Annotated in this window: 23 protein-coding genes and 1 tRNA gene; 11 read left to right on the top strand and 13 right to left on the bottom strand. The window is 68.1% G+C overall.

What is annotated here, in order from left to right:
• The first annotated feature begins 103 nt into the window (after window positions 1–103).
• Window positions 104–1,774 (top strand): SulP family inorganic anion transporter, encoded by a 1,671-nt coding sequence (locus N440_RS17485; RefSeq protein ID WP_133935889.1) that lies wholly within the window; start codon window positions 104–106, stop codon window positions 1,772–1,774.
• Window positions 1,771–2,391, top strand: coding sequence for a ParB-like protein (locus tag N440_RS17480; protein ID WP_133935888.1), 621 nt, complete (start codon window positions 1,771–1,773; stop codon window positions 2,389–2,391). The genes N440_RS17485 and N440_RS17480 overlap by 4 nt, the downstream gene beginning before the upstream one ends.
• A 69-nt stretch (window positions 2,392–2,460) precedes the next feature.
• On the opposite strand, the gene N440_RS17475 is transcribed toward N440_RS17480, so the two are convergent.
• From N440_RS17475 to N440_RS17460, 4 genes are all read right to left on the bottom strand, one after another.
• Window positions 2,461–3,681, bottom strand: coding sequence for an RtcB family protein (locus tag N440_RS17475; protein ID WP_133935887.1), 1,221 nt, complete (start codon window positions 3,679–3,681; stop codon window positions 2,461–2,463).
• Window positions 3,682–3,737: 56 nt separating this feature from the next.
• Window positions 3,738–4,862, bottom strand: coding sequence for a slipin family protein (locus N440_RS17470; protein ID WP_049457716.1), 1,125 nt, complete (start codon window positions 4,860–4,862; stop codon window positions 3,738–3,740).
• Window positions 4,863–5,216: 354 nt separating this feature from the next.
• Window positions 5,217–5,290, bottom strand: a tRNA-Arg gene (locus N440_RS17465).
• A gap of 647 nt (window positions 5,291–5,937) precedes the next feature.
• Window positions 5,938–6,894 carry an aldo/keto reductase gene (locus N440_RS17460; protein ID WP_133935886.1) on the bottom strand — a complete coding sequence of 319 codons (957 nt, stop codon included), beginning with the start codon at window positions 6,892–6,894 and terminating at the stop codon, window positions 5,938–5,940.
• Between the two features lie 169 nt (window positions 6,895–7,063).
• Between N440_RS17460 and N440_RS17455 the strand changes: the two genes are divergently transcribed.
• The 3 genes from N440_RS17455 to N440_RS17445 all read left to right on the top strand — a co-directional run bounded on the left by N440_RS17455 (window position 7,064) and on the right by N440_RS17445 (window position 8,894).
• Window positions 7,064–7,921 carry a class I SAM-dependent methyltransferase gene (locus N440_RS17455; RefSeq protein ID WP_133935885.1) on the top strand — a complete coding sequence of 286 codons (858 nt, stop codon included), beginning with the start codon at window positions 7,064–7,066 and terminating at the stop codon, window positions 7,919–7,921.
• Window positions 7,922–8,025: 104 nt separating this feature from the next.
• Window positions 8,026–8,286: a hypothetical protein gene (locus N440_RS17450; RefSeq protein ID WP_133935884.1), complete on the top strand. Its 261-nt coding sequence runs from the start codon at window positions 8,026–8,028 to the stop codon at window positions 8,284–8,286.
• Window positions 8,287–8,354: 68 nt separating this feature from the next.
• Window positions 8,355–8,894: a pseudouridine synthase gene (locus N440_RS17445; protein WP_008264992.1), complete on the top strand. Its 540-nt coding sequence runs from the start codon at window positions 8,355–8,357 to the stop codon at window positions 8,892–8,894.
• Window positions 8,895–8,966: 72 nt separating this feature from the next.
• Here the strand turns inward: N440_RS17445 and N440_RS17440 are convergent, their stop codons facing one another.
• Window positions 8,967–9,341, bottom strand: a complete 375-nt coding sequence (locus N440_RS17440) for a hypothetical protein (RefSeq protein ID WP_008266133.1) — start codon at window positions 9,339–9,341, stop codon at window positions 8,967–8,969.
• 135 nt (window positions 9,342–9,476) lie between these two features.
• Complete coding sequence (gene hrpB, locus N440_RS17435; protein ID WP_133935883.1) at window positions 9,477–11,981, bottom strand: ATP-dependent helicase HrpB; 2,505 nt, start codon at window positions 11,979–11,981, stop codon at window positions 9,477–9,479.
• A gap of 67 nt (window positions 11,982–12,048) precedes the next feature.
• Here hrpB and N440_RS17430 point away from each other — a divergent pair, with 67 nt between their 5' ends.
• Entirely contained in the window at window positions 12,049–12,846 is a 798-nt protein-coding gene (locus tag N440_RS17430) for a TatD family hydrolase (RefSeq protein ID WP_133935882.1), read from the top strand.
• Between the two features lie 66 nt (window positions 12,847–12,912).
• Here N440_RS17430 and N440_RS17425 read toward each other — a convergent pair whose 3' ends face one another.
• The 4 genes from N440_RS17425 to N440_RS17410 all read right to left on the bottom strand — a co-directional run bounded on the left by N440_RS17425 (window position 12,913) and on the right by N440_RS17410 (window position 16,757).
• Window positions 12,913–13,812 carry an NAD-dependent epimerase/dehydratase family protein gene (locus tag N440_RS17425; RefSeq protein ID WP_133935881.1) on the bottom strand — a complete coding sequence of 300 codons (900 nt, stop codon included), beginning with the start codon at window positions 13,810–13,812 and terminating at the stop codon, window positions 12,913–12,915.
• Window positions 13,809–14,747, bottom strand: a complete 939-nt coding sequence (gene panE, locus N440_RS17420) for a 2-dehydropantoate 2-reductase (RefSeq protein ID WP_053451121.1) — start codon at window positions 14,745–14,747, stop codon at window positions 13,809–13,811. The genes N440_RS17425 and panE overlap by 4 nt, the downstream gene beginning before the upstream one ends.
• Window positions 14,748–15,000: 253 nt before the next feature.
• Window positions 15,001–15,792: an ABC transporter permease gene (locus N440_RS17415; protein WP_008267475.1), complete on the bottom strand. Its 792-nt coding sequence runs from the start codon at window positions 15,790–15,792 to the stop codon at window positions 15,001–15,003.
• Window positions 15,789–16,757, bottom strand: a complete 969-nt coding sequence (locus N440_RS17410; protein WP_006428385.1) for an ABC transporter ATP-binding protein — start codon at window positions 16,755–16,757, stop codon at window positions 15,789–15,791. Before N440_RS17410 ends, N440_RS17415 begins: the two co-directional genes overlap by 4 nt.
• Window positions 16,758–16,842: 85 nt before the next feature.
• On the opposite strand from N440_RS17410, the gene N440_RS17405 reads away from it, so the two are divergent.
• Complete coding sequence (locus tag N440_RS17405; RefSeq protein WP_133935880.1) at window positions 16,843–17,592, top strand: ferredoxin--NADP reductase; 750 nt, start codon at window positions 16,843–16,845, stop codon at window positions 17,590–17,592.
• A gap of 89 nt (window positions 17,593–17,681) precedes the next feature.
• On the opposite strand, the gene N440_RS17400 is transcribed toward N440_RS17405, so the two are convergent.
• The 3 genes from N440_RS17400 to N440_RS17390 all read right to left on the bottom strand — a co-directional run bounded on the left by N440_RS17400 (window position 17,682) and on the right by N440_RS17390 (window position 20,918).
• A complete protein-coding gene (locus N440_RS17400) occupies window positions 17,682–18,845 on the bottom strand; it encodes a lytic polysaccharide monooxygenase (protein ID WP_133935879.1) in 1,164 nt (387 codons plus the stop codon).
• 181 nt (window positions 18,846–19,026) lie between these two features.
• Window positions 19,027–20,199 carry a lytic polysaccharide monooxygenase gene (locus N440_RS17395; protein ID WP_133935878.1) on the bottom strand — a complete coding sequence of 391 codons (1,173 nt, stop codon included), beginning with the start codon at window positions 20,197–20,199 and terminating at the stop codon, window positions 19,027–19,029.
• 233 nt (window positions 20,200–20,432) lie between these two features.
• Window positions 20,433–20,918: a DUF1203 domain-containing protein gene (locus tag N440_RS17390; protein ID WP_133935877.1), complete on the bottom strand. Its 486-nt coding sequence runs from the start codon at window positions 20,916–20,918 to the stop codon at window positions 20,433–20,435.
• Between the two features lie 154 nt (window positions 20,919–21,072).
• Between N440_RS17390 and N440_RS17385 the strand changes: the two genes are divergently transcribed.
• The 4 genes from N440_RS17385 to N440_RS17370 all read left to right on the top strand — a co-directional run bounded on the left by N440_RS17385 (window position 21,073) and on the right by N440_RS17370 (window position 25,794).
• Window positions 21,073–22,275 carry a GGDEF domain-containing protein gene (locus tag N440_RS17385; protein ID WP_133935876.1) on the top strand — a complete coding sequence of 401 codons (1,203 nt, stop codon included), beginning with the start codon at window positions 21,073–21,075 and terminating at the stop codon, window positions 22,273–22,275.
• Between the two features lie 68 nt (window positions 22,276–22,343).
• Window positions 22,344–23,870: an alpha/beta hydrolase gene (locus tag N440_RS17380; protein WP_133935875.1), complete on the top strand. Its 1,527-nt coding sequence runs from the start codon at window positions 22,344–22,346 to the stop codon at window positions 23,868–23,870.
• Window positions 23,867–24,613, top strand: coding sequence for an ATP-binding cassette domain-containing protein (locus N440_RS17375; protein ID WP_040006902.1), 747 nt, complete (start codon window positions 23,867–23,869; stop codon window positions 24,611–24,613). Before N440_RS17380 ends, N440_RS17375 begins: the two co-directional genes overlap by 4 nt.
• Entirely contained in the window at window positions 24,610–25,794 is a 1,185-nt protein-coding gene (locus N440_RS17370; RefSeq protein WP_049455978.1) for an ABC transporter permease, read from the top strand. The genes N440_RS17375 and N440_RS17370 overlap by 4 nt, the downstream gene beginning before the upstream one ends.
• Window positions 25,795–25,804 lie beyond the last annotated feature (10 nt).

Genomic DNA, 25,804 nt, shown 5'->3' with positions numbered 1-25,804 from the left:
TCGGGGCCGGATCCCATAAGCAGAAATGGATCTGACCGCTGACGCCATTTCCACTTCCCAACGCCGATAGTGGCTGCAACGTACCCGCGCGCCCGAACCCGGCATGGACGAAGCAAACCGCCTCAGATCGCTGCTGGCCCCGTTGCAGGGCCTGCGTGGCTGGCGACCGGCGCAGGCCACGCGCGATGCGATTGCGGGCGTGACCCTGGCCGCAATCACCCTGCCCGAACAGATGGCGACGGCGCGGCTCGGTGGCTTCGAACCGCAGGTCGGCTTCTACGCTTTCGTCGGCGGCACGCTGGGTTTCGTGCTGCTGGGCCGCAACCGCCGGCTGACCGTCGGCGCCGATTCCACCATCACGCCGATCTTCGCGCTCACCCTGGCCGGCCTGGCCGCGCAGCACAGCGGCGTACTGGCCGGCAGTGCCGTGGTGCTGGCGCTGCTGGTGGGGGTGTTCCTGGCGCTGGCGGCGCTGCTGCGCATCGGCGTGGTGGCCGCGCTGCTGTCGGTGCCGGTGGTGACCGGCTTCCTCGGCGGCATTGCAGTGCACATCGCCGCTTCGCAGCTGCCGGTGGCACTGGGTGTCAGCCTGCAGTCCAGTGAGCTGCCGGAGCGGCTGTACGAACTGCTGCTGGCGCTGCCACGGGCACAGCTGCTGCCGACCGTGATCGGCTTCGGCGTGCTGTTGGCCATGGCTCTGTGCGACCGGATCAATCCACGCATTCCCGGCGCGCTGATCGCCGTGGCCATCGCCACCGTGCTGGTCGCTACGCTGGGCGCCGAACGGCTGGGCGTGGCGACGCTCGGTGCGGTGTCACCCTATCCGCCCGCGTGGCAGCTGCCCTCGCTGGCGACCTTCACCACGCTGGTGCCGCTGGCCCTGCTGTTGACCCTGGTCATCATCATGCAGGTGGCCGCCGTCGATCGTGCGTTTCCCGGCGAGGAAGAGCCCGACGTCAACAAGGACTTCCTCGGCGTCGGCGCCGGCAACCTGCTGTCGGCCGCGTTCGGTGCGTTCCCGGTCAATGCCAGTCCGCCGCGTACCGCAGTGGCGGTGGAGGCCGGGGCCACCTCGCAGCTGGGCGCCTTGATCGCCGCAGCACTGGTGATGCTGCTGGCGTTCTGCGGCGGCAGCGTGCTCGGTGCCATTCCCGATGCGGCACTGGCCGGCGTGCTGCTGTTTGTGGCGGTGCGCCTGTTCCGCTTGCGCGTGCTGATCGATATCGCCCGCCGCGCGCGCGGCGAAGCGCTGCTGGCGGTGCTGACCTTCCTGGCGGTGGTGTGCCTGCCGATCCAGTCGGGCATCGCGATCGGCGTGGGGCTGGCCCTGCTGCATGGCGTGTGGATGATCGCGCACAGCCCGATGCTGACGCTGACCCGCCTGCCGGGCAGCACCGTCTGGTGGCCGGGCAGCCGTGGCGAGAGCGAACCCGGCGTGACCGTGCTGGCGTTCCAGGCGCCGCTGCTGTTCGCCAACGCCGACAGTTTCAAGCGGCAGCTGCTGGCCAGCATCGAGGCGACGCCACCGCCCGGGCTGATCGTGCTGGAGGGCAGTGCCATCGTCGAGATCGACTACAGCGCCGCGCAGACCCTGCGCGAGGTGATCGGGCTCTGCCAGCAGAAGGGCATCGTGTTCGTCATCGCGCGGTTGGGCTCGCTGCGCGCGATGCAGGCGCTGGATCGCTTCGGCATCGCCGCCCTGCTGGGGCCGGACGGAACCACCCACAGCGTGCAACAGGCCGTTGACCACTACCGCACACGAGGCACGCCATGACCCGCATTCCCGAACCGCGGCTTTCGCCGGTCGCCATCCTCGAACTGCGGCCGACGCAGATGAGCGTGGGCCTGCTGGAAGTCCAGCGCAAGCGTGCGCAGTGGAAGACGTTGCCGAAGCAGGACGAGGAACGCTACCTCGGGCGGCACATGGTGCCGGTGGTGGTGGGGCCGTCGGGGCGGTTCTACCTGATCGACCATCATCACCTGGCGCTGGCCCTGCACGAAGAAGGTATCGAGCACGTGCTGACCGCGGTGCAGGCCGATCTCTCGCACCTTCCGCGGAAGCTGTTCTGGACGGTGATGGAGCGCTACTGCTGGGCGCATCCGTTCGATGCCGAGGGCGTGCGGCAGCCGCCGTCGGCGATGCCGAAGTCGCTGCTGGACCTCGCCGATGACCCGCATCGCTCGCTGGCCGGCGAAGTCCGCCGTCGCGGCGGCTACGCCAAATCGGTGCAGCCGTTCGCCGAGTTCCTGTGGGCGGATCATTTCCGCCAGCGCATGACCCGTAAGGTGATCCGCCGGGATTTCCAGCAGGCGGTGGCCACTGCCACCGAGCATGCCCGCCACGCTGACGCGCGCTATCTGCCGGGCTGGTGCGGCATCGAGCACGATTGAGCGAAGTCGGATGCCTGGCGTGGTCGGCTTGACGTGTGGTGGGTGCCGGCCTTGGCCGGCACCGTTCCCTCATCCCTTCACGCACAGCACCTGGCGCAGGGTGTGCACCACGTCGACCAGATCCAGCTGTGCGGCCATCACGTCGTCGATCGACTTGTATGCGGCCGGTGACTCGTCCAGCACGCCGCTGTCCTTGCGGCATTCCACATGCGCGGTCGCCTCGCGGTGCTGGGCCAGCGTGATCTGCTGGCGCGCAGTGCCACGGCTCATCACCCGGCCGGCACCGTGGCTGCAGCTGTGGAAGCTGTCCGCGTTGCCCTTGCCACGCACGATGTAGCTGCGCGTGCCCATGCTGCCGGGAATGATGCCCAGCTCGCCCGCGCGCGCGCTGACCGCGCCCTTGCGCGTCACCAGCAGCTCCTGGCCGTGGTGCGTCTCCTTCTGCACGTAGTTGTGGTGGCAGTTCACCGCCATCGCTGCCAGCTGGAACTTCGGCAGCCGGTGGCGCATCTCGGCCAGCACCCGCGACATCATTGCCTCGCGGTTCTGCCGGGCGTAGTCCTGCGCCCACGACACCGCTTCAACGTAGTCATCGAACAGCGGCTCGCCTTCCATGAAGAACGCCAGGTCCTTGTCCGGCAGGTGGAAGCCGAGCACGCGCCGCGCCAGTTCCTCGCGCGCCTTCTCGATGAAGTAGGTACCGATCAGGTTGCCGGTGCCACGCGAGCCGCTGTGCAGCATCACCCACACCGTGTCCGTCTCGTCCAGGCACAGTTCGATGAAGTGGTTGCCGCCGCCCAGCGTACCCAGCTGGCGGTCGAGCTTGTCGGTGCGGATCCTGCGGTGCCTGTCCTTGATCTTCTCCAGGCCGACGGCCAGCCCGGACTGCACCAGCCGGGTGTTGATGCTGTCGGGCATGCGCTGGTGCTCGCCGCCGCGGCCGTTGCCGACCGGGATGCTGCGCTCGATGCTGTTGCGCAGCTGCCGCAGGTCATCGGGCAGGTCGTTGGCGCGCAGCGTGGTACGCACGGCGGCCATGCCACAGCCGATGTCGACGCCGACCGCGGCCGGGATGATCGCGCCGCGGGTCGGGATCACCGAGCCCACGGTCGCGCCCTTGCCCAGGTGCACGTCCGGCATTACCGCCACCCACGGCCCGACGAACGGGATCGCGGCGATGTTGCGCAGCTGCTCATGCGCCTGTGCTTCCAGCGGCACACCGTTGACCCAGCCCTTGATCGGCGTGGTGCCCTCGGCGTGCAGCCATTGATAGTTGTGTTGAGTGTCCATGTTTTCGTGTATGTCCTTGATGGGCCGGCGGCGCGTCCCTGCGCCGCCGCTACCCCCTACCTGATCGTCACCAGCTGCTTCAGCACGCCATCCAGGCCGCCGAACACGGTGAGCGTGTCGATCTTCTCGGTGACCTTCTCCAGCGCCTCCAGCTCCTTCAAGCGCATCAGCACCGGGTTGTCCTCGATCAGCTTTGCGGTGTTGAGCTGCGAACGCGTGGCATTGGCCTCCTCGCGCCGGCGGATCACGCTGGCCTGGGCCTGCTTCTCGGCCAGCACCACACCGTTGAGGATCTCCTTCATCTCGCCCGGCAGGATCACGTCCTTGATGCCGACGCCGAGCAACCGCACGCCGTGGCCCTCGATCGCCGCCTGCACATGCGCGGCGATCTCGCCGTCCAGTGCCGCCTTGTCGCCCAGCAGCTCGTCCAGGCTGCGCGCGGCGATCGCCTGGCGCAGGCCGAACTGCAGTTGCCGGTAGACGAACTCGTCGGCATTGCTGAGCGTGCGGTGTGCGCGCACCGGGTCAACCACCTGCACGGTCGCGGCCAGGTTCACCCGCAGGGTCACCTTGTCGCGGCTGAGCAGCTCCTGGCCGGACACGTCCAGCGAACGTGCACGCAGCTCCACGCGCTCCACCGACACGTTGCCGTTGAAGTTCCAGAACGCGTGCAGGCCGGCGTCCAGCGTCTGCCGCAGCGTGCCATCGATGAACAGCAGGCCGACCGACTCGCTCGGCACGGTGCTGATCACCGCCACACGCGGCAGCACACCCAGTTGGCCCAGGCGCTGCTGCACGTCCACCGCGATGCGCGGCTCGTCACCCAGGGCCATCACCCGCACCTGGGTGTCGACCGAACCCCGCCAATACAGGCGGCGGCTGCCCGGCGGCAACACTTCATCGATGCGGCCATTGCGCAGCAACAGGCCGACCTCGGTGGCGCCGACATTGGCCAGCACGAAGTGCGTGCCCAGCGTCGCGCCCAGTGCCTCGATCAGGCTGTCCTGGTCGCTGCCGGTGTAGGCCGCGCCCTTCGATGCGGTGTGGATGTCCACCTGCGGGCGGCCGCCGAACGGCGACAGGCGGTGCACGCCCGGCAGCAGGATCTGCTGGAAACGACGGTTGCGATACACCAGGCCGCGCTCGCCGTCGCCGATCACGACCTTGATGGTCCAGAACATGGGAATCTCTCCTTGTATGGCTCTGGTGGTTCGACCCGATGCGATGAAACGCCATGACCCGGGCCGATCAGGTCGTGGCGTGGCCGGCTGCACAGCGTGTGCAGCCCGCGGAAGAGGGCGGCCATCGCGGGACGGTCCGCATGCGGAGCCTGCGGCGCGTCATCACCCGTGCCATCGTCGTTGCCGGCAGGCAGCACCGGTGCGGAGCGGAGCAGCAGGTGGCGACGGGCCAGGGCCCGGCGTGTGGTCCGTTGCCTTCCTGGCCGCGCCCGAAGGCGGTGGCAGGGAAGGCGGCGATGGCCGCTGGGGCTTGCGCCCCGGGTGTTGCTTCAAGTCATGACGTGACAGGTCATGTGGTTTGGAGTGGGAATCGAACCCACGACAGACGGATTAGGGATCCGTTGCTCTGACCAAGCTGAGCTATCCAGTTGGGAACCGCGCGGAATCGAACCGCGTACCGGCGAACCGGCGCCTGCGTCCAGCAGGCGATCCAGGCGATGGCCTGTCCGCGACCTCCGGCATACGCCACGGCAATGCCGCGCGCACCAGCCCGTGGTGGAAACGGGACCGTTGGAAAATCGAGGGTGCAGGCCGCCGACATTATCGCGAGCGATAATGTTCGGGTGCGATGCAGATAATGTCCAGGCGTCGCCGTTCGCGCGAAGTAAATCCTTCGGCGGGGCGGGAAAACCTGGGTCAGTGCGCGGCGGGCTGCCGCGCGGGGTGCAGTTCTGGCATCGCGGGTCCTTGTGCCGACGCAAACGAAAACGCCCCCGGGACTTGCGTTCCGAGGGCGTCGTCAGGCCTCGGAGATCGGGGTGGCCGATCTCCGCAGGGCGGGTATCAGGCCGTTGTCAGCTGGACGTCCTTGCCGAACGCGCGCGCCAGCAGGTCCATGCGAAGGCATGGCAGCAGCTTGGCGATGGCGACGGAATGCGCGTTCAAGGGAAGTTTCCAGTGGTTGTTGAAACGAGGTGCGCACGATAAACCACGATTTAGTCGTGCGCAACCATTTTGTTCAATTATTTTCTTCGACGCACGTGTCATGCCGGCCAGCGGCCGGCACTACCGGGTCTCAAGATTCCTTGCTGGCGGCATCCAGCTGCGCGACATCCTGCACGCTCAGCGACACGTTGGCCGCCGCCAGCAGGTCGTGCAGCTGCTCGACGCTGGTGGCGCTGACGATCGGCGCGGTGATCGACGGCCGCGCGATCTGCCAGGCCAGCGCGATCTGCGCGGCGCTGGCGTTGTGCTTGCTGGCCACATCATCCAGCGCCTCCAGGATGCGCAGGCCGCGCGGGTTGAGGTAACGCTTCACCACGTTCTCGCCCCGCGCCGGGCTCTTGGCCGCATCGGCCGCGGTGCGGTACTTGCCGCTGAGGAAGCCACTGGCCAGCGCGTAGTAACCGATCACGCCGATCTGCTCGCGCTGCACCAACGGTTCCAGTTCCTTCTCGTAGCCGGCGCGGTCGTACAGGTTGTACTCCGGCTGCAGGGTTTCGTAACGCGGCAGCTTGTAGTCGGTGGACACCTTCAGCGCATCGGCCAGGCGCGTGGCGCTGTAGTTGGAGGCACCGATGGCGCGCACCTTGCCGGCTTCGATCAGCCGCCCGAACGCGGCAAGCGTGGCTTCCAGTGGCGTCGACTCGTCATCCTCGTGGGCCTGGTACAGGTCGATCACGTCGGTCTGCAGGCGGCGCAGTGAATCCTCGACGGCGGCATTGATGTTGTCCGGGGTCAGGCCGGGGCGCTCGGCCCACTTGGCCACCTTGGTCGCCAGCACCACCTTGTCACGCTTGCCGCTGCGGGCAAACCATCTGCCGATCAGCGTTTCCGATTCGCCGCCGGCATTGCCCGGCACCCACGCCGAGTACACGTCGGCGGTGTCGACCAGGTTGAAGCCGGCGTCGACGAAGGCATCGAGCAGGGCGAAGCTGGCCTTCTCATCGGCGCTCCAGCCGAACACGTTGCCACCGAAGGCGAGCGGACGTACATGCAGGCCGGAACGGCCCAGTTCGCGGGTTGCCGTCATGGGCACGGACTCCTTGGGGGAAGTGCTCCAGAATAGAACGCGCTGTGTGACCGCGCTGCGGCGGCGACCACAAAACAGTGTTCCGCCGCGCGCCTCCGGCTAACGTTTTGTGAACACCTGGGACGCCGCGACTGCTAGTCTCGCCGCATCTTCCGCTGGAGTCGCCCCGATGATGCCTGCTTCGTCCCTGCGTGGTTGCCGCCTGCTGCTTGCCTCGGCCCTGCTCGCCGCTGTTCCCGCATTCGCCGCACCGGCCACGGTGGCACCGGCGAAGATCCAGGTCTCGCCGGCCATCGATGCGGCGGTGAAGGCGCCCACCCGCGATGCCAACAACGTCAAGCGCGACACCTATCGTCATCCCGCGCAGACGCTGTCGTTGTTCAAGGTCGCGCCTGACAAGACCGTCATCGAGATCACCCCCGGCAATGGCTGGTACTCGGAAATCCTGGCGCCGCTGCTGCATGACAAGGGCCACTACGTTGCCGCCGTGGTCGATCCGATGGCGGTGCCCGAAGGCCGTGGCCGTGATTACCAGCAGCGCAGCCGCGACAGCCTGGAAAAGAAGTACGCCGCTGCACCGGCACAGTTCGGCAAGACCGCCGTGGTCGCCTACGACCCGGCGAAGCCGGTGTTCGGCCCGGCCGGTTCAGCCGATGTGGTGCTGACCTTCCGCAACGTGCACAACTGGCGCAAGGCCGGCCAGGCGCAGGGCATGTTCCAGGGCTTCTTCAACGTGCTCAAGCCGGGTGGCGTGCTGGGCGTGGTCGAGCATCGCGCCAAGGCCGATGTGGCCGACGACGATGACACCGGCTACGTCGGCCAGCAGCAGGTGATTGCGATGGCCGAGGCGGCTGGCTTCAAGCTGGACGCACGCAGCGAGGTCAACGCCAACCCGCGCGACACCAAGGACCACCCGAACGGCGTATGGACGCTGCCGCCGACCAACCAGCATGACAAGGCCGACGACGCGAAGTACCAGGCAATCGGCGAAAGCGACCGCATGACCCTGCGCTTCATCAAGCCGTAAGGCGGCACGCCGCATTGCCCGCGCGGAGTGCCCACCATGGAGCCGGGCCCATGCCCGGCTCACCGCGCGCGCCGGGGTTCAATCGTATTCAAGGACATGGACTGTTGAAGAAGATCCTTTACATCGCCGTCGCGGTACTGGTGCTGACGCGGCTGATCGATTTCGTGTTCTACGGCGGCCACGCCCACGACCTGGTCGGGGCCGCTGGTTTCGGAGTGCTGTTCGCCGGCATCCTGCTGGAAGAACGTGCACGCAGCGCCCGCCCGCCCTCCGCACACCTGCGGCGCCGCGCCAACATCATCGCGGCGTGCGGCATCGCGCTGGTGCTGGGGTCGTTCCTGCTGGAATGGAAGGTGTTCGGCTGAGCCGGCGGTGATCGCGGCGGCGGCGCGGGAATGGGACAATGCCGTACCCACCGCCTGCCGCACCCGCGATGCTGATTGCCTTCAACAAGCCCTTCAACGTGCTCTGCCAGTTCACCGACCGCAGCGTGCCGCCGCGGCCGACCCTGGCGGGATTCGGCCTGCCGCCGCGGGTGTACGCCGCCGGCCGCCTGGACCACGACAGCGAGGGCCTGCTGCTGCTGACCGACAACGGCACGCTGGCGCACAAGCTCACCGACCCGAAGCACAAGGCCGACAAGACCTACTGGGTGCAGGTGGAGGGAACGCCCAGCGACGAACAGCTGCAGCAGTTGCGCGACGGCGTGCTGCTCAATGACGGGCCGACCCTGCCGGCGAAGATCGAACGCCTCGATCCGGCGCCCTCGCTGTGGACTCGTGATCCGCCCGTGCGCTTCCGCAAGACCGTGCCCGATGCGTGGCTGGCGATCACGATCCGCGAGGGCCGCAATCGCCAGGTACGGCGGATGACCGCAGCGGTGAACCTGCCGACGCTGCGGCTGGTGCGGGTGGCGATGGGGCCGTACCGGCTGGACGACCTGCAGCCGGGGCAATGGCGGCAGATCGGCTGAACGCACCGCAGAAACGGAAAGGGCCGGAGCGCCTCCCGTGGAAGCGGTCCGGCCCTGGCAACGCGCAATGCCTCAGGCGTCGCTGCCGATATCGCTATGCTCGTCAACCACGGTGGCATTGCGGCGGTCACGTGCGCTGATGCGCTGTGCCTGCCCATTCACCACATGGCCATTGGCGGCCTTCTTCTTCTGCTGCTTGCGGTACAGCGCATAGCCCAGCAGGCCGACACCCACGGCGGCTGCGGCCACGGCCACTGCCGGGTTGCGGCGCACGAACTTGGTGGCGGCTTTGCCGCCGGTCTTCACTGCGCCGATGGCGGCACCGGTCTTGATCCAGTCCGCATTGCGCAGGCTGCCACCGGCGCTCTTCAGGCCATCGCCGGCGGTGTGGGCCAGCTCCAGGGCGCGCTCCAGGGCGCGGTCGGTGATTACAGTCAGCTTGCTCATGCGGGGGTCCTTTGCCTCGGGTCGAAGTCCAGTGTCGCGTGTTGTCCGTAAACGGTATGTCAGGCGGGGCCGTGCGTGGCGTGACCCCAGCGCAGCCATTCAGGATCAGGCAGGGTCTGCAACCGGCACGACCGGTCAGGTCCCGCGCGGCTTGGCCCGGTGCGTGGCGGTGGCCCTCCACGGATCATCCGGCCACGGATGACGCGGGTAACGGCCCTTCATTTCCTTCTTCACTTCGGCGTAGGTGTTTTCCCAGAAATTGCGCAGGTCCTGGGTGACCTGCAGCGGGCGGCCGCCGGGCGAGAGCAGGTGCAGGGTCAACGGCACGCGGCCCTCGGCGATGCGTGGGGTGTCGGCCAGGCCGAACAGTTCCTGCAGCTTCACCGCCAGCACCGGCGGCTGCGGTTCGCCGTTCTCGCTGTCCAGCGCATAGGTGATCGGCCGCTCCAGTCCGGAAGGCACGGTGATGCGGGTCGGCGCATGGCGTTCGACCTGCTGCCGTTGTGACCACTCCAAGGGCGACTTCAGCGCCTCGCCGAAGCTGGCTTCATCCAGCGCATCCAGGCGGCTCTTTCCGGCGAACGCGGGTTGCAGCCACTGCGCGCGGTTGGCCAGCAGGGCGGCGTCGCTGCAATCGGGCAGTTCCAGCTCCGGCATCCAGCGTCGCAGCGATTCCACCCGTGCCTGCCACTGGCGCAGGCCTTCGGTCCACGGCAGCGCCTGCAGGCCGAGCTCGGCCACCGCGTCGGTCAGCGCCTGCGCAGCCTGCTGCGGATCGACACGGCCGGCCGAGCGGCTGTCCAGCACGATGCGGTCGAAACGGGTCTCGCGCAGCGCCACCAGGGCGCGACGCTCGCTGTCCCAGCGCACCACATCTTCGGTCACGAAGCGTTCCGGCCACGCCGTGCGCAGCTGGCCTTCATCCACCGGTGCGGCGCGCAGCAGCAGCGCATCGCGCGCCTCGAAGCGCAGCTCGCTGGCTACCAGCCAGGGTTCGCCGCGCAGGTCGCTCAGTTCGTGCAGGCGTGCACTGCGGCCATTGGCCAGCAGATAGCGCAGCGGATCGTTGGGGTGCTGGACGCCAATGCGGTCGGGGAAGGCATGCGCAAGCAGGTCACCCAGTTCATGCGCTTCGATGCTGGAGGGCGGGGTGGCCTCGCAGCGCAGGCGTCGGCGCCACTGCTTGGCGGCCGCATCGATGGCGGCCAGCCCGCTGCGGTTGGCATCACCCGGCGCACGGCCATTGCGGAACGCCGCCAGCGCCCGCCAGCGTGCCGCCAACGCGTCACCGCCCTGGCGCAGCGGATCGCGTGCCTCCAGCAGCGCGGCCAGATCGGCCGCCAGTGCCTGCGCACGTGGATCCGGTGCGGCCAGCAGCATCGCCGCCATCCGCGGATGCGTGCCCAGCGCCAGCACGCGGCGACCGAGCGCGGTGATCGCGCCGGACTCGGACAGCGCGCCCAGTCGTTGCAGCAGTTCGCGTGCCGCGCCCATCGGGCCGGCCGGCGGCGGGTCGAGGAAGCGCAGGTCGCTGCTGCCCCAGGCCGCCAGCTCCAGTGCCAGCCCGGCCAGTTCCACCTGGTCGATCTCGGCACGGCGCTGTGGTTCCAGCCGCTGCGACTGCGGCCACAGCCGCCAGGCCACGCCCTCGGCCACGCGCCCGGCTCGGCCGGCGCGCTGGTCGGCCGAGGCCTGCGCAATGGCGACCACATCCAACCGGGTGAAACCGCTGTTGGGGTCGTAGCGCGGTTCGCGTGCCAGGCCGCTGTCGATCACCACGCGCACACCGGGCAGGGTCACCGAGGATTCGGCCACGTTGGTGGCCAGCACCACGCGGCGGCGACCATCACTGGCCGCCTGCAGGACGCGTGCCTGCTGCTCCACCGGCAGTTCGCCGTGCAGGGCCAGTACTTCGACGCCGACATCCAGTGATTCCTGCAGGCCCGCCTGCACGCGCGCGATCTCGCGCTGGCCAGGCAGGAACACCAGCAGGTCACCGGGGTGTTCTGCCAGCGCCTGCTGCACCGCGCGGCGCACCTGCAGTTCCAGTGCTTCGTCGCGACGCGCCGGGAAATGGCTGATCGCCACCGGGTAGCTGCGGCCCTCGCTGCTCAAGCGCGGTGCATCGAGGAAGCGGGCCAGGCGCTCGCCATCCAGCGTGGCCGACATCACCACCAGGCGCAGGTCGTCGCGCAGCTGTGCCTGCACGTCCAGCGCCAGCGCCAGGCCAAGGTCACCACTGAGGTGGCGTTCGTGGAATTCGTCGAACAGGATCGCGCCGACCTGTTCCAGCATCGGGTCGTCCTGCAGCATGCGGGTCAGGATGCCTTCGGTGACGACCTCGATGCGGGTGCGCGCCGAGACCTTGTTCTCGAAGCGGATGCGGTAGCCGACCGTGCCGCCCACCTCTTCGCCCAGCTGCCGCGCCATGAACAGCGCCGCGCTGCGCGCGGCCACTCGGCGTGGTTCCAGCAGGATGATCTTCCGTCCCTGCAGCCACGGCGCATCCAGCAGCGCCAGCGGCACCTGGGTGGTCTTGCCGGCGCCCGGCGGCGCTTCCAGCACCAGCCGCGGCTGTGCGGCCAGGTGCTGCTGGATCTGGGGCAGCAGTGGGGAGATCGGGAAGAGCGGGGCGTTCATGTGCAAAGGATAAGGGGCCACGGCGGGCGCAGGTACAATGCGCGGGCACTTTTCCCCCGCGATGACCATGCACCTGATCGATATCGGCGCCAATCTCACCCACGATTCCTTCGACCGCGACCGCGATGCCGTACTGGACCGCGCGCGCCAGGCCGGCGTGGTGCAGATGGTGATCACCGGCGCCAGTCGCGAGCACTCGCCGCTGGCCCTGCAGCTGGCGCAGCAGCATCCGGGCTTCCTGTACGCCACCGCCGGCGTGCACCCGCATCACGCGGTGGAGTACACCGAAGAGTGCGACGCCGAGATGCGCGCGCTGCATGCCCACCCGGAAGTAGTGGCGGTGGGCGAGTGCGGGCTGGACTACTTCCGTGATTTCTCGCCGCGCCCCGCCCAGCATCGCGCGTTCGAACGCCAGCTGCAGCTGGCCGCAGACAATGGAAAGCCGCTGTTCCTGCACCAGCGCGACGCGCACGCGGATTTCATGGCGCAGATGAAGAACTTCGAAGGCCGCATCGGTCCGGCGGTGGTGCATTGCTTCACCGGCGAACGCGATGAACTGTTCGATTACCTGGACCAGGACTGGTACATCGGCATCACCGGCTGGTTGTGCGATGAGCGCCGGGGCGCACACCTGCGCGAGCTGGTGAAGAACATCCCGGCCAACCGCCTGATGATCGAAACCGATGCGCCGTACCTGCTGCCGCGCACGCTGAAGCCGCTGCCGAAGGACCGTCGCAACGAGCCGATGTTCCTCTCGCACATCGTGGAAGAACTGGCACGCGACCGAGGCGAAGACGTGGCGGTGACCGCAGCCAACGCGACCGCAGCGACCCGTGCGTTCTTCCGCCTGCCCGACGCCGGTTGATCCGGTAGTGCCGGCCAGCGGCCGGCAATCAGACGGTGCTGCCGGCCAGCGGCCGGCACTACCGGTTCAACCGCGAAGATCCGTATCAGTCAATGCGCGCAGCCCTTCGCGATAGGTCGGAAACTGCGGCTCCCAGCCCAGCGCTTCACGCGTGCCACGGCTGTCGATGCGCTTGTTGCTTTCGTAGAAGCGCCGCAAGGTCGGGCTCAATCGCGGGTCGTCCCACGCCACGGCAGGCGGCATGGCAAACCCGCCCAGCTGCGCGGCGAAGGCCAGCACGTCCTGCGGCGGTGCCGGCTCGTCATCGGCCGGCAGGTACGTGGCGTGGGGCGTGGGCCGTTGCATCGCAGCGATGATCGCCGCCGCCAGGTCCTGCACGTGCAGCCGGTTGAACACCAGGCCAGGCCGCACCACATGGCGTGCGCGCCCCTGTGCCAGCTGCAGCAGCGCATTGCGTCCAGGCCCATACAGGCCGGGCAGGCGCAACACCGCCGAAGCGATGCCGCGTTGTTCGGCCAGTGCACGCCATTGTGCTTCGGCCTGCCTGCGTTGCTGGCCGGCGGCTTCGGTGGCGTCCGCCACGCTGGTTTCGTTGATCCAGCCGCCGGCGCGATCGGCGTACACCGAGGTTGACGACAGATAGCCGACCCAGCGCAGCTCGGGGCTGGCCTGCAGTGCCGGCAGCAACAGGCGCAGTGCAGGATCGCCTTCAGCGTCGGGTGGCACGCTGCACAACACGGCGTCGGCCTGCGCCATTTCGTCGAGCAGGGCCGGTGACAGTGTCGCGTCGGCGCGCAGTTGATGGCGCCGCACGCCGTCGTGCGGTGCCGACGCCGGATCACGCACCGTGCCGGCCACATGCACGCCCCGTGCCTGCAGCTGCGCGGCCAGCGCGCGTCCGCTCCAGCCCAACCCGAGGATCAGCACCCTTGTGGGCAAGGTACCCGCGGGCGAGGGGAGGCTCACGCGCTGCGCAGCGCCTGGTAGGCCTGCAGGCTGCTGTAGGCGACCTGCAGCAGCAGGGCTTCCTGGTCGGCCTTGCGTGCGCGCGCCAACATGTCGCCGACGATCTGTTCGGCCTCCACCTGCTGGCCGGCTTCCAGATCGCGCAGCATCGACGCCTTCAGCGCTGAACCCGCCTGGGTCAGCGTGCCGCGTGCGGTCTCCTGCGCAGCATCGGGAACCGGCTCACCGGCGGCCTCGGCCACGGCCAGGCATTCGTCGTACAGCCCCCGCACGATGGCCTGCCCATCATCGGTGGCGACGATGCTGCCGATATCCGCGCGCAGCAGGCAGGTGGCGGCAGCCAACGCGGTCAGGAAGGTGTACTTGATCCACTGCTCCTGGCCGATGTGCTCGCTGGCCAGATGCTCGAGGCTGGCCTGCGCACAGGCGGCGGCGAAGGCCTGCACGCGCGCGGAGATCGCGCCGCCATCACGCTCGCCAAAGGTGAGCTTGGCCGGCTTGCCCAGATGCAGCACCGCGCCATCGGGCGCCTTGGTGGCGCTGATGAAGCACAGGCCACCGAGCACGGCGTCGCGGCCGAAGCGCGCGTCCAGCACGTTGTAGTGATGCAGGCCGTTGAGGATCGGCAGCACGGTGGTGTCTGCGCCCACCGCAGGGGCGATGGCGTCAATCGAGCTGTCCAGGTCGTAGGCCTTGCAGCTGAGGATGACCAGATCGAACGGTCGCTGCGCGGCGAGCGCGGGCAGGGCGTCGGCAGTGACATGCTGCACCGGGAAGCTGGCATCGCCCAGCGGGCTGCGGATGACCAGGCCGTCGCGGTCCAGCTGGGCGGCGCGTGCGGGGCGGACCAGGAAAGTCACGTCCACGCCGGCCTGGGCCAGGCGGCCGCCGAAGTAACCGCCGGTACCGCCGGCACCGAGAATCAGGATGCGCATTGCACGTTCACCGTTTCTGGGGGAATCAGGCCTGCGATTGTGCCGGAGATTGCAGGCAAAAAAGAGCCGAGCATGGGCTCGGCTCTACGGGTAATACTTTGTCCACGCCTGGCGTGGATCCATCGTGTCGACCAAGGTCGACACCCACCAAGAGCGGGCCATGCCACCCCGCCATCCCACGGAAAGTCAGCTTTTGCCGTTGAAGTTGACGTTGATTCGGCGGGTGCAGGGCCGCAGGCCCTGCGCGCAGAACTCAACTACGCATGCCCACGCCACGGCGCAGCAGCCACAGCGCCAGCGCCGTCAGCACCACCACGAAACCGATCATCAGCCCGTAGGCCATCGGCAGCGGTACATCGCTGCTGCCCAGCAGGCCATAGCGGAACGCATTGACCATGTAGAAGATCGGGTTCGCGTGCGTGGCCGCCTCGGCCCAGCCCGGCAGCAGCTTCACCGAATAGAACACGCCACCCAGGTAGGTCAGCGGGGTCAGGATGAAGGTCGGCACGATCGCCACGTCGTCGAACTTCTTCGCATATACCGCGTTGATGAAGCCAGCCAGCGAGAAGATCGTCGCGCCCAGGATCACCGTGGTCAGCATCACGATCGGGTGCGGGATGCGCACCGGGGTGAAGAACATCGCGATGATCAGCACGATCACGCCCACCATCAGGCCGCGCAGCACGGCACCGGCCACGTAACCCCACAGGATCACCCAGTTCGGCATCGGGCTGACCAGCAGTTCCTCCACGTGGCGGCCGAACTTGGCGCCGAAGAACGAGGAGCTGATGTTGCCGTAGCTGTTCTGGATCACGCTCATCATCACCAGGCCCGGCACGATGAACTGCATGTAGGTGTAGCCGCCCATGTCACCCACGCGCGACCCGATCAGGTTGCCGAAGATCAGGAAGTACAGGGTCATGGTGATCGCCGGCGGCACCAGGGTCTGGCCCCAGATGCGCATGATGCGGGCGACTTCGCGGCGCACGATGGTCATCAGCGCGACGCGGTTGCGCTGGCCGTCGGTCAGCTCGGTGGTGCTCATGCGGAGGTCTCCAGGTTGCCGGTGAGGCGCACGAACAGCTCCTCCAGGCGGTTGCTCTTGGTACGCATCGAACGCACGCGGATGCCGGCCTCGTTGAGCGTGGCGAACACGCGGTTGAGGTCCATCGCGCGCGGCATGTCGATGTCCAGCGTGTGCGGGTCCGGTGCGGTCAGGGTCGCGCCCTCGATCACCGGCAGCTGCGCGGGCAGCTCACCGTCGATGTCCAGCAGGAAGCCTTCCACGTCCAGCTTGGCCAGCAGCGCGCGCATCGGGCCCTGCTCGACGATCTGGCCGTGGTTGATGATCGCCAGGTGGCGGCACAGGTACTCGGCTTCTTCCAGGTAATGCGTGGTGAGGATGATCGTGGTGCCGGCCGCGTTGATCTCCTTGAGCACGCGCCACATGTCGCGGCGGATCTCGATGTCCACGCCGGCGGTCGGCTCGTCCAGGATCAGCAGGCGCGGGCGGGTCATCATCGCGCGCGCGATCATCAGCCGGCGCTTCATGCCACCGGACAGCGTGCGGCTCATCACCTGGGCCTTCTCCCACAGGTGCGCCCGCTTCAGTTCCTCTTCGGCGCGCTGCTCGGCTTCCTCGCGCGGCACGCCGTAGAAGCCGGCGTAGTTCACCAGGATGTCGAAGGGCTTCTCGAACAGGTTGAAGTTGATCTCCTGCGGCACCAGCCCGATCAGGCGCATGGTGGCGCTGCGGTTGCGCACCAGGTCGCTGCCGAACACCTCCACCTGGCCCTCGCTGAGGTTGACCAGGGAGCTGATGATGCCGATCAGGGTCGACTTGCCGGCGCCGTTGGGGCCGAGCAGGGCGAAGAAGTCGCCCGGGGCCACTTCCAGGGAAACCCCCTTCAGGGCCTGGGTGCCGTTGTCGTAGGTCTTGCGCAGGTCGCGCACGCGCAGGGCGGGCGCCGTTTCATTCAGGGATGCCAAGCTCGAAGCCTTCGCGCCCATGGGCTGGCGCTGGAGAGGGGGCGGGGAGGGGCTATTATAGAAGACCCCGAGGGCTTGCCCCGGCTACACACTGTCCCGAAAAGTCGTGCCTGTTCAATTCCCCCTCAAGCTGGTCGGCCGCCGCATGCTGGCCCCGACCGTCGGCCACTACCAGTTCGTGCGTGATGACGGACAGCCGCTGGATTTCCAGCCCGGCCAGTTCATCCAGGTCCATTTCAGCTACGCCGACGGCACCGAGACCAAGCGCAGTTATTCGCTGGCGACCATCCACGACCACGCGCTGGGCCCGGGCGAGGCGGTGGATATCGCGGTCAGCTTCGTGCCCGGCGGTGCCGCCACGGCCCTGTTCGAGGCGCTGGAGGACGGTGGCCAGGTCAGCGCGTCCGGCCCCTACGGCCGCTTCTGCCTGAATCCCGGCGATCACAACGGCCGCTACCTGCTGATCGCCACCGGCACCGGCGTCACCCCGTACCGCTCGATGCTGCCGCTGCTGGAGACGGCCATGGCCGAGCGCGGCGTGCAGATCGTGCTGCTGCAGGGCGCGCGCAGCCCGGGCGAACTGCTGTACAGCGAAGACTTCTACAGCTTCGCCGAAAAGCACCCGAACTTCCGTTATGTTCCGTGCCTGTCGCGCGAACTGCCAGCCGATCCCCATCCGGACGTACAGCACGGCTACGTGCAGCAGGCGCTGGCCGGTTTCACCCCGGACCCGGCCACCGACATCGCCTACCTGTGCGGCAACCCGGACATGGTCGATGCCTGTGCCGAGCTGCTCAAGGCCGCCGGCCTGGGCAACCCGCAGATCCGCCGCGAGAAGTACGTCAGCAGCAAGTAAGTAAGGTAGTGCCGGCCGCTGGCCGGCAACCTCATGGCGCCTTGAAATGCCCACCGGAGGCGGCATCACGCCGCCCCCGGTGCCGTGACTCAGTACTCGATCCAGGCATCGCGCCAGGCAGAGCCGGTACCCGGGCGATAGGGTTCGGCATTGATGTTGCACCAGGCGCCTTCCGGGAACGGGCGGCAGGCGTACAGCTTGCCATCGGTGCCCTTCACCACGGTCTGGCCCGGGATGTAGCTGCCGATACCCGCCGGGTACACGAAGTCGTAGTCGCCAGGCGGCGGATCGACCGGATCCGGATCCGGCATCCGGGTATCGAGCTGGAACAGATGGCCTGGCGTGAGGTACACGCGGTTCTCGGTAGCCGATGCCACCGGCGTGATCACGCCATTCTTCAACACACCCACGCGGGCATGCTGGGCGCTCGCGTTGACCTTGCGGGCCAGGGCCAGCGGCCACTGCGTCGCGCCGGTCTGGCCGGCAACCAGGGTGATTTCCGGGCGTTCGAGGTCGTTGCCGTTGCCATTGAACACGCGCAGGGTCAGGGTCGTGCCCACTTCCAGCGCGCCACGGGCAGTGACCGGGCCGGCGTCCTGCCACTGCGGGGGCGGGGTCACGCCGCCACCGTCTTCAAAGCGCACGTCCATGCAGGTGTAGAACGCTTCGGTCGAATCGGCGCGCTGCCAGGTGTTGTAGATCACGTGCTGGCCGCTGCGCTTGGGCAACGGGCAGTCCAGCTTGTAGACGTCGCCGGAAAGCGGCACGTTGCCCAGCGTGCAGAACTCCTGCAGGTCGGCCCAGCGCAGCGGGCTGCCCGGTTGCCAGCCCTCGCGGGTGACGTAGAACTTCCAGTCGCGGGTGGCGTGGGGTGCCGGTGCCTTGAATTCGAAGGTATAGCGACCGCGCGCGTCGGCACGGATCGGTGAGGTCTGCCAGTCAGTGCGGTTCAGATCCAGCCCGCGGTACTTGCTGTTGCCACCACTGCACAGCTCGCCATCGGGCACCACGGCCTGGTGGTTGCCGTTGGCGTTGGCCTGGTTGATGCCGGCCCAGTCGTAGAACGGCTGCGCGCCGCCGATGGCCTTGGCTGCCGCACAGGCCGGGTTGGTCGGGTTTTCAGGGTTGCCCTGGTAACAGGAATAGACACGGCTGGATGGCTTGGACATGGTGCCGTGGGCGAACGCGCTGCCTGAAGCGGCTACGCCGGCGATCACGGACAGCGCGAGGACGGCCCGGTGGGACAGATGCATGGAGATCTCCTGTGGGTGGTGGAACCCGGTGAAGTCTCGGTATGCCGACTGCCTGTATCCATCGGATTACTTTGAAAAAAGAGGTGCGTGATCTCGAGTGCGAACGACTTCACGCTTGCAAGCCAGTGCGTTTCACGATTTGCAGGAAACGGTGCTCCGGCACCGTTCCCTGCATCCGATCTCAGTATGCGATCCAGGCATCGCGCCAGGCCGCGCCCACGCCGGGCCGGTACGCCTCGGCGTTGACGTTGCACCAGGCGCCTTCCGGGAACGGGCGGCAGGCATACAGCTTGCCGTCGCTGCCCTTCACCACGGTCTGGCCGGGCAGGTAGCTGCCGATGCCGGCGGGGTACACATGATCGAAATCGCCGCCCGGCGAGGGCGTGCCCGGGTCCGGCAGCTGGGTGTCGAGCTGGAAGCGGTTGCCGTTCTTCAGGTACACCCGGTTGCCGGTGGCTGACGCGGCGGGTGTGATCACCCCGTTGCTGAGTACACCCACGCGCGCATGCTGGGCACTGGCATTGACCTTGCGCGCCAGCGCCAACGGCCATTGCGCCGGCGCGGTCTGGCCACTGGCCAGCGTCGCCTCCACGCGTTCGACGTCGTTGCCATTGGCGTTGAACACCCGCAGGGCCAGGGTGGTGCCGACCGGCAGTTCGCCGCGTGCGGTCACCGGGCCGGCATCCTGCCATTGCGGTACCGGCGTGGTGCCACCGCCGGTGCCTTCAAATCGCACGTCCATGCAGGTGTAGAACGCTTCGGTCGAATCCGAGCGCTGCCAGGTGTTGTAGATCACGTGCTGGCCGCTGCGTTGCGGCAGCGTGCACTGCAGCTTGTAGGTGCCATCGGCCGACAGCGGCGTGTTGCCCAGCGTGCAGAACTCCTGCAGGTCGGCCCAGCGCAGCGGGCTGCCCGGCTGCCAGCCGTCGCGGGTGACGAAGAAGCGCCAGTCGCGCGTGGCGTGCGGCGCGGTCGCCTTGAACACGAAGGTGAACCTGCCGTTGGCATCGGGCTGGATCGGCGTGGTCTGCCAGTCGCTGCGGTCCAGATCCAGGCCGCGGAAGGTCGGGTTGTTGCCGCTGCACAGCTTGCCGTCAGGGACCACGGCCTGGTGGTTGCCGTTGGCATTGGCCTGGTTGATGCCGTTCCAGTCGTAGAACGCCTGCGAACCGCCCACTGCCTTTGCGGCGGCGCAGGCCGGGTTGGTCGGGTTCTCCGGGTTGCCCTGGAAACAGGCATAGACGCGGCTGACCGGCGTAGTCATGGTGCCATGGGCGAACGCGGTGCCGGCCAGGGCCAGGCCCGCAGCAGCGAATGAGGTGGCCAGCAACAGCGGTGTGGATCGGAATGACATGGCGCATCCTTGTGGTCGTCGAAAGGGAGCGGTGACCGCAGGAACTGCGCCGCGCGGCGGACTTCCGGCGCCACCCCGGCGAGTATCGAGTCGCCCTGCTGGGTGTGGAACCGTGGACGTTCCGATCCGTGACTGCGCATGTGAAGCCCTTCCCGCAGGCTTCACGTGGGGCTGAACGGATGCGCTGGGCGTCACGCGATCGGCGTGGCGTCGATCACGTCATGGAGGCCTCGCTACGCGGCCTGTGCATCGACCCTGTCGGCCTGGCACGAGAAGCAGCCATGCGCGGCGTTGTGCAACTGCACGAACGCCACCGCCGCGTTGGCGAACAGCGCATCCAGCTGCGCGGCGACCTCGGTACCCGCACAGACCTGGGCACCCAGCATCAGCGCAGACCGGTCGTAGGCACGCGCCGAGATCATCCGCCGCTGCACATAGGGAGGCACTACGCCGGGTGGCAGCACGCACCGGGTCACGCCGCGCTGTACGAAGATCGGGCCGGACGCGTGATAGGGCGAGTGCAGGGGCAGATGGACGTGCGACAGCAGGAGCAGTTCGCTGCCACTGGGCGGGTCGCTCAGGCTGATCCGGCAGGGATGGCCGCCGCCGTCGCCCGCCCAGCGGCGCTGGATGCCCAGCGCGGCAAGCGCCGTGTCGTTCTTCTCGAACAGGTGCTGGAAAGGGCGGTGGTCGAGGCCACCGAGGTACCACGCGTGCATGGGCAGCTCCTTGGGTTTGCGCGGATTCTGCGTGTGCATCGGTGGCATTGCTCGCCGTTTTCCGACCTCGCATCCGCACCGGGCCACGGAACCCCGCAGGCATCGCCAGGCAAGGCGCTAAGATGCGCGCGCCGCCCCGGCCGACGAGCGCCGCATGTCCCTGGATTTCCCCACCATCACCGTGCTTGGCTTCCTGCTCTGCATCGGCATCGCCGTGGGCTTCTCGCTGCTGCTGGTCGTGCTGCGCGGGCAACCGGTACTGCGGCAGTGGACCATCAGCCTGTGGCTGCTGACGCTGGGGGTGACCCTGCTGGCACTGCGGCCCTACCTGCCGCTGGCGCCTGCGGTGCTGGCCGGCAATGCAGCGATGGCCGGCTGTGGCCTGATGATGCTGCGCGGGGTGGCGCTGCACCTGCAGCAGCCACTGCCGCTGTGGCGGCCGCTGCTGATGGCGGCGGCATTCATGGCCTGCATTTTCGCCTTCCTGGTGCTCTGGCCGGACCTGCACATGCGCCTGCAGGTGTTCAGTGTGTTCGCACTGATCGTCGATGGCTGGATTGCCTGGCTGCTGCTGCGCCATGCGCCCGCGCAGCAACGCACCAGCTGCCGGTTGGCGGCGGTGGTGTTCCTGGCCGAAGCCACGCTGTATGCCGTGCGCCTGTTCCTGCCGGTGGCGCCCGACGCCGGCGAGGACATCATGCGCACCGGCTCGCCGATGTTCGTCACCTACATTGCCGGGGTGATGCTGGAGCTGGCGCGCTGCTTCGCCATGGTGTTGCTGCTGGTCGAGCGCATGCTGGTCGACCTGCGGCACGCGGCGCGTACCGATGGCCTGACCGGCCTGCTCAACCGCAGCGCGGTACTGGCCGATGGCCAGGCACAGCTGCAGCGCTTCCGCCAGCAGGGCCGCCCATTGGCGCTGTTGCTGGTCGATGTCGACCATTTCAAGCAGATCAACGACCGTTGGGGGCACCTGGCCGGTGACCAGGTGCTGCGCCACTTCTCTGCCGTGCTGCAGCACTGCACGCAGGGAAGGACGCACCTGCTGGGCCGCTATGGGGGCGAGGAATTCGTGCTGGTGCTGGCGGGCAGCACGTCGAGCGACGCAGTCATGCTGGCGGCGGTGATCCGCACCCGCCTGCAACGGCACCCGGCAGTGCTGGCGACGGGGCCGGTTGCGGTCACCGCCAGCCTGGGACTGGCCATGGACGAAGGGCAGGGTGACCTGTCCACGCTGCTGGCCGCCGCCGATGCGGCGCTGTACCAGGCCAAGGCCGCCGGGCGCGATCAGCTGGCCTGCGCACCGGCAGCGGCGATTTCGCCGTTTCCCATCGCCGTCGAGGCCGTGCCCGTGTAAGTTGGGTCACATCTTCCGCGGCAGCCCGTCGTGGTCGACAGGAACGTCCTCCAGGGGAAACAAGCACGATGCAAAGACACCACTTCGCGTTGGCCGGAATGCTGGCCAGCCTGATGCTTGCCGGTTGCAGCCAGCCGCCGTCAGCCGACACCCGGGGCGCCAGCGACGCCCCGAGCCGCCGCTTCGGCGCCATCGATTTCCAGCCCTGCACGCTGTCCACCGAGGGTGCCAGCGCCAATGTCGAAGCCCTGTGCGCGACCCTGCAGGTGCCGGAGGACCGCGCCCACCCCGGCGGCCGCCAGATCGACCTGCGCATCGCCTGGCTGGAATCGGGCAGCAGCGGAGCCGGCCAGCCTGATCCGGTGTTCTTCCTGGCCGGTGGCCCCGGGCAGGCCGCCAGCGAAGTGGCGGTCATCGTCGACAGCGCGCTGCGCCAGGTGCGCAAGCAGCGCGACGTGTTCCTGATCGACCAGCGCGGCACCGGCGGTTCCAACCCGCTCAGCTGCCTGGGCGCGGATGGCAAGGAACTGCAGATGGACGAGGACGCGGCCCCCACCGAGGCCTCGCTGCGCGATTACGCGCAGCGCTGCGCAGCCTCGCTGCAGGGGCGCGCCGACGCACGCTTCTACACCACCGCCGAGGCCATCGCCGATCTGGACGCCGTACGCCAGGCGCTGGGCGTGGACAGGCTGAACCTGGTCGGTGGTTCCTACGGCACGCGCGTCGCCCAGCGCTACGCGATCGCCTACCCGCAGCACACCCGCAGCCTGGTCATCGATGGCGTGGTGCCCAACGACCTGGTGGTCGGCGGCGAGTTTGCCCGCACGTTCGACAACGCGATCACCCTGCAGTCGGCGCAGTGCCGCAAGGATGCCGCCTGCAGCAAGCGGTTCCCGGTCGATACCCGGGAACAGCTGCGCGCCGTGGCCGAGACCCTGCGGCGTGCGCCGGTCACGGTCGATTACCGCGATCCCGGCACCAATGCGCCCCGCCAGGACGTGCTGACTCCGGACAGCGTGGTCGGCCTGGCCTTCGCATTCTCCTACGTGCCCGAATATTCTTCGCTGCTGCCGCTGGTGCTGGATGAAGCGGCGCAAGGCCGATACGCACCGCTGGCCTCGCTGGTGCGCGGCGCGACCCGCAGCATGGATTTCCAGATCAACCGTGGCATGCAGTGGTCGGTGATCTGCAGCGAGGATGCGCCGCGCTTCCAGGCCCCGGCAGAGAGCGATGACGCCTTGTTCGGTGCCGAAGCGGCACGTGCGTTCTTCGCGGCCTGCCCGGTGTGGCCGCACCAGCCGGCACCGGCCGCGCTGACCGCGCCGCTGAAGTCGGACCTGCCGGTGCTGCTGCTCTCCGGTGAGCTGGATCCGGTCACCCCGCCGCGCTATGCCGAACAGGTGCTCAAGGGCCTGCCCAATGGCCGTGCGCTGGTCGCCCGCGGGCAGGGCCATGGCACGCTCAACGCCGGCTGCATGCCGCGCCTGCTTGGCCAGTTCATCGACACCACCGATGCCAAGGCGCTCGATGCCAGCTGCCTGGATACGCTGAGCTACGTGCCGGCGTTCACCTCGTTCAACGGATGGACCCCATGATCGTCGCCGACAACCTGCACAAGGCCTTCGACACCCGCACCGGCCGTATCCAGGCGGTGTCCAACGTCGGTTTCCGTGCCGCCGATGGCCAGATCACCGGCCTGCTCGGCCCCAATGGTGCCGGCAAGACCACCACCATGCGCATGCTGTACACGCTGATGACACCCGACCAGGGCAGCATCAGCGTCGACGGCATCGACGCCGCCCGCGACCCGGTGGAAGTGCGGCGCCATCTTGGCGTGCTGCCCGATGCGCGCGGCGTCTACAAGCGCCTGACCGCGCGCGAGAACATCGCCTACTTCGGTGAACTGCACGGCCTGTCCGCGCAGCGCATCCGCGAGCGCATCGAAGTGCTGTCGCATGCACTGGACATGGGTGACATCCTCGACCGCCAGACCGATGGCTTCTCGCAGGGCCAGCGCACCAAGACCGCCATCGCCCGTGCGCTGGTGCACGACCCGCGCAACGTCATCCTCGATGAACCCACCAACGGCCTGGACGTGATGACCACGCGCGCACTGCGCCGTTTCCTGCTGGGCCTGCGCGAGGAAGGCCGCTGCGTGATCCTGTCCAGCCACATCATGCAGGAGGTGGGCGCGCTGTGCGACCACATCGTGATCATCGCCAAGGGCACGGTGATGGCCGCCGGCAGTGCCGATGAACTGCGCGCGCAGTCCGGCGAATCCAACCTGGAAGACGCGTTCGTGAAACTGATCGGCAGCGAAGAGGGCCTGCACGCATGAGCATGATGTCGACCCTGATGACGGTGATGCGCAAGGAGCTGCGTGACCTGTCGCGCGACCGCCGCACACTGGCGCTGACCCTGCTGTTCGGCCCGCTGCTGTACCCGCTGCTGATCCTGGGCATGGGCAAGCTGTCTGAAAGCCGCGTGCGCACCCAGATCGAGCAGCCGCTGCAGATTCCCACCATCGGTGCCGAGCACGCACCGAACCTGGTCCGCTTCCTGGCCGCCCAGGGACTGAATGCCACTGCCGCGCCGAAGGATCTGGCCGAGGCCATCCGCTCGCAGGAGATCGACGTGGCGCTGCGCATCAGCCCGGAGTTCGGCCGCAACTGGGCCGACGGCAAGCCGGCGCTGGTGGAGGTGATCCGTGACAGCACGCGGCGTGCCGCGGAGGTGCCCACTGCGCGCCTGCAGGCGGCATTGGCCACCTACAACGGCCAGGTCGGTGCGCTGCGGCTGATGGCGCGTGGCATCGATGCCCAGGTTGCACGGCCACTGGACATGGCCAGCCAGGACATGGCCAGTGCCGAAGCCAAGCGCGGCCTGATGCTGTCGGCACTGCTGCCGATCCTGTTGACCCTGACCTCGTTCCTGGGCGGCGCCTATCTGGTGATGGACACCACCGCCGGCGAGCGCGAGCGGCAGTCTCTTGAACCGCTGCTGGCCACGCCGGGTTCGCGCAGCGCCATCGTCAGCGGCAAGATCGCCGCCGCCTGCATGGTCGGCTTCGCGTCGCTGCTGCTGACCCTGATCGCGTTCAAGGTCAGTGCCCAGATCGCGCCGGGCAACATCGGCCGCCAGCTCAACATGAACATCATGGCGATGGTGCAGATGCTGCTGGTGATGCTGCCGATGCTGCTGATCGGCACCTCGCTGCTGACCTTCCTGGCCGCTGCGGCCAAGAGCATGAAGGAAGCCCAGAGCCACATGACGTGGCTGATGCTGTTGCCGATGCTGCCGGGTTACGCGCTGATTGCCTATCCGGTGAAAAGCCAGCTGTGGCAGTACGCGGTGCCGTTCCTGTCGCAGAACCAGATGCTGCTGAAGGTGATCCGCCACGAGACCATCACCCCCTCGGTGTGGGCGATCTACCTCGGCGCCAGCCTGGGCCTGGCCGCCGTGTTGTGGTTCGCCGCCGTGCGCCGCTACCACAACGAACGCCTGGCCATCTCCGGCTGACCCGCAAAAA

Origin of the sequence: Stenotrophomonas sp. CC22-02 (assembly GCF_004365115.1) — a bacterium.
Classification (GTDB): Bacteria; Pseudomonadota; Gammaproteobacteria; order Xanthomonadales; family Xanthomonadaceae; genus Stenotrophomonas; species Stenotrophomonas forensis.
The sequence above is the reverse complement of the archived record's forward strand: the minus strand, read 5'-3'. Positions and strand labels throughout refer to the sequence as shown.

Excerpts from the sequence above, each read along its gene's own strand:
- N440_RS17485 (WP_133935889.1), top strand. The coding sequence starts at position 104 with ATGGACGAAGCAAACCGCCTCAGATCGCTGCTGGCCCCGTTGCAGGGC.
- N440_RS17480 (WP_133935888.1), top strand. The coding sequence starts at position 1,771 with ATGACCCGCATTCCCGAACCGCGGCTTTCGCCGGTCGCCATCCTCGAA.
- N440_RS17475 (WP_133935887.1), bottom strand. The coding sequence starts at position 3,681 with ATGGACACTCAACACAACTATCAATGGCTGCACGCCGAGGGCACCACG.
- N440_RS17470 (WP_049457716.1), bottom strand. The coding sequence starts at position 4,862 with ATGTTCTGGACCATCAAGGTCGTGATCGGCGACGGCGAGCGCGGCCTG.
- N440_RS17460 (WP_133935886.1), bottom strand. The coding sequence starts at position 6,894 with ATGACGGCAACCCGCGAACTGGGCCGTTCCGGCCTGCATGTACGTCCG.
- N440_RS17455 (WP_133935885.1), top strand. The coding sequence starts at position 7,064 with ATGATGCCTGCTTCGTCCCTGCGTGGTTGCCGCCTGCTGCTTGCCTCG.
- N440_RS17445 (WP_008264992.1), top strand. The coding sequence starts at position 8,355 with ATGCTGATTGCCTTCAACAAGCCCTTCAACGTGCTCTGCCAGTTCACC.
- N440_RS17440 (WP_008266133.1), bottom strand. The coding sequence starts at position 9,341 with ATGAGCAAGCTGACTGTAATCACCGACCGCGCCCTGGAGCGCGCCCTG.
- hrpB (WP_133935883.1), bottom strand. The coding sequence starts at position 11,981 with ATGAACGCCCCGCTCTTCCCGATCTCCCCACTGCTGCCCCAGATCCAG.
- N440_RS17430 (WP_133935882.1), top strand. The coding sequence starts at position 12,049 with ATGCACCTGATCGATATCGGCGCCAATCTCACCCACGATTCCTTCGAC.
- panE (WP_053451121.1), bottom strand. The coding sequence starts at position 14,747 with ATGCGCATCCTGATTCTCGGTGCCGGCGGTACCGGCGGTTACTTCGGC.
- N440_RS17415 (WP_008267475.1), bottom strand. The coding sequence starts at position 15,792 with ATGAGCACCACCGAGCTGACCGACGGCCAGCGCAACCGCGTCGCGCTG.
- N440_RS17410 (WP_006428385.1), bottom strand. The coding sequence starts at position 16,757 with ATGGGCGCGAAGGCTTCGAGCTTGGCATCCCTGAATGAAACGGCGCCC.
- N440_RS17400 (WP_133935879.1), bottom strand. The coding sequence starts at position 18,845 with ATGCATCTGTCCCACCGGGCCGTCCTCGCGCTGTCCGTGATCGCCGGC.
- N440_RS17395 (WP_133935878.1), bottom strand. The coding sequence starts at position 20,199 with ATGTCATTCCGATCCACACCGCTGTTGCTGGCCACCTCATTCGCTGCT.
- N440_RS17390 (WP_133935877.1), bottom strand. The coding sequence starts at position 20,918 with ATGCACGCGTGGTACCTCGGTGGCCTCGACCACCGCCCTTTCCAGCAC.
- N440_RS17385 (WP_133935876.1), top strand. The coding sequence starts at position 21,073 with ATGTCCCTGGATTTCCCCACCATCACCGTGCTTGGCTTCCTGCTCTGC.
- N440_RS17380 (WP_133935875.1), top strand. The coding sequence starts at position 22,344 with ATGCAAAGACACCACTTCGCGTTGGCCGGAATGCTGGCCAGCCTGATG.
- N440_RS17375 (WP_040006902.1), top strand. The coding sequence starts at position 23,867 with ATGATCGTCGCCGACAACCTGCACAAGGCCTTCGACACCCGCACCGGC.
- N440_RS17370 (WP_049455978.1), top strand. The coding sequence starts at position 24,610 with ATGAGCATGATGTCGACCCTGATGACGGTGATGCGCAAGGAGCTGCGT.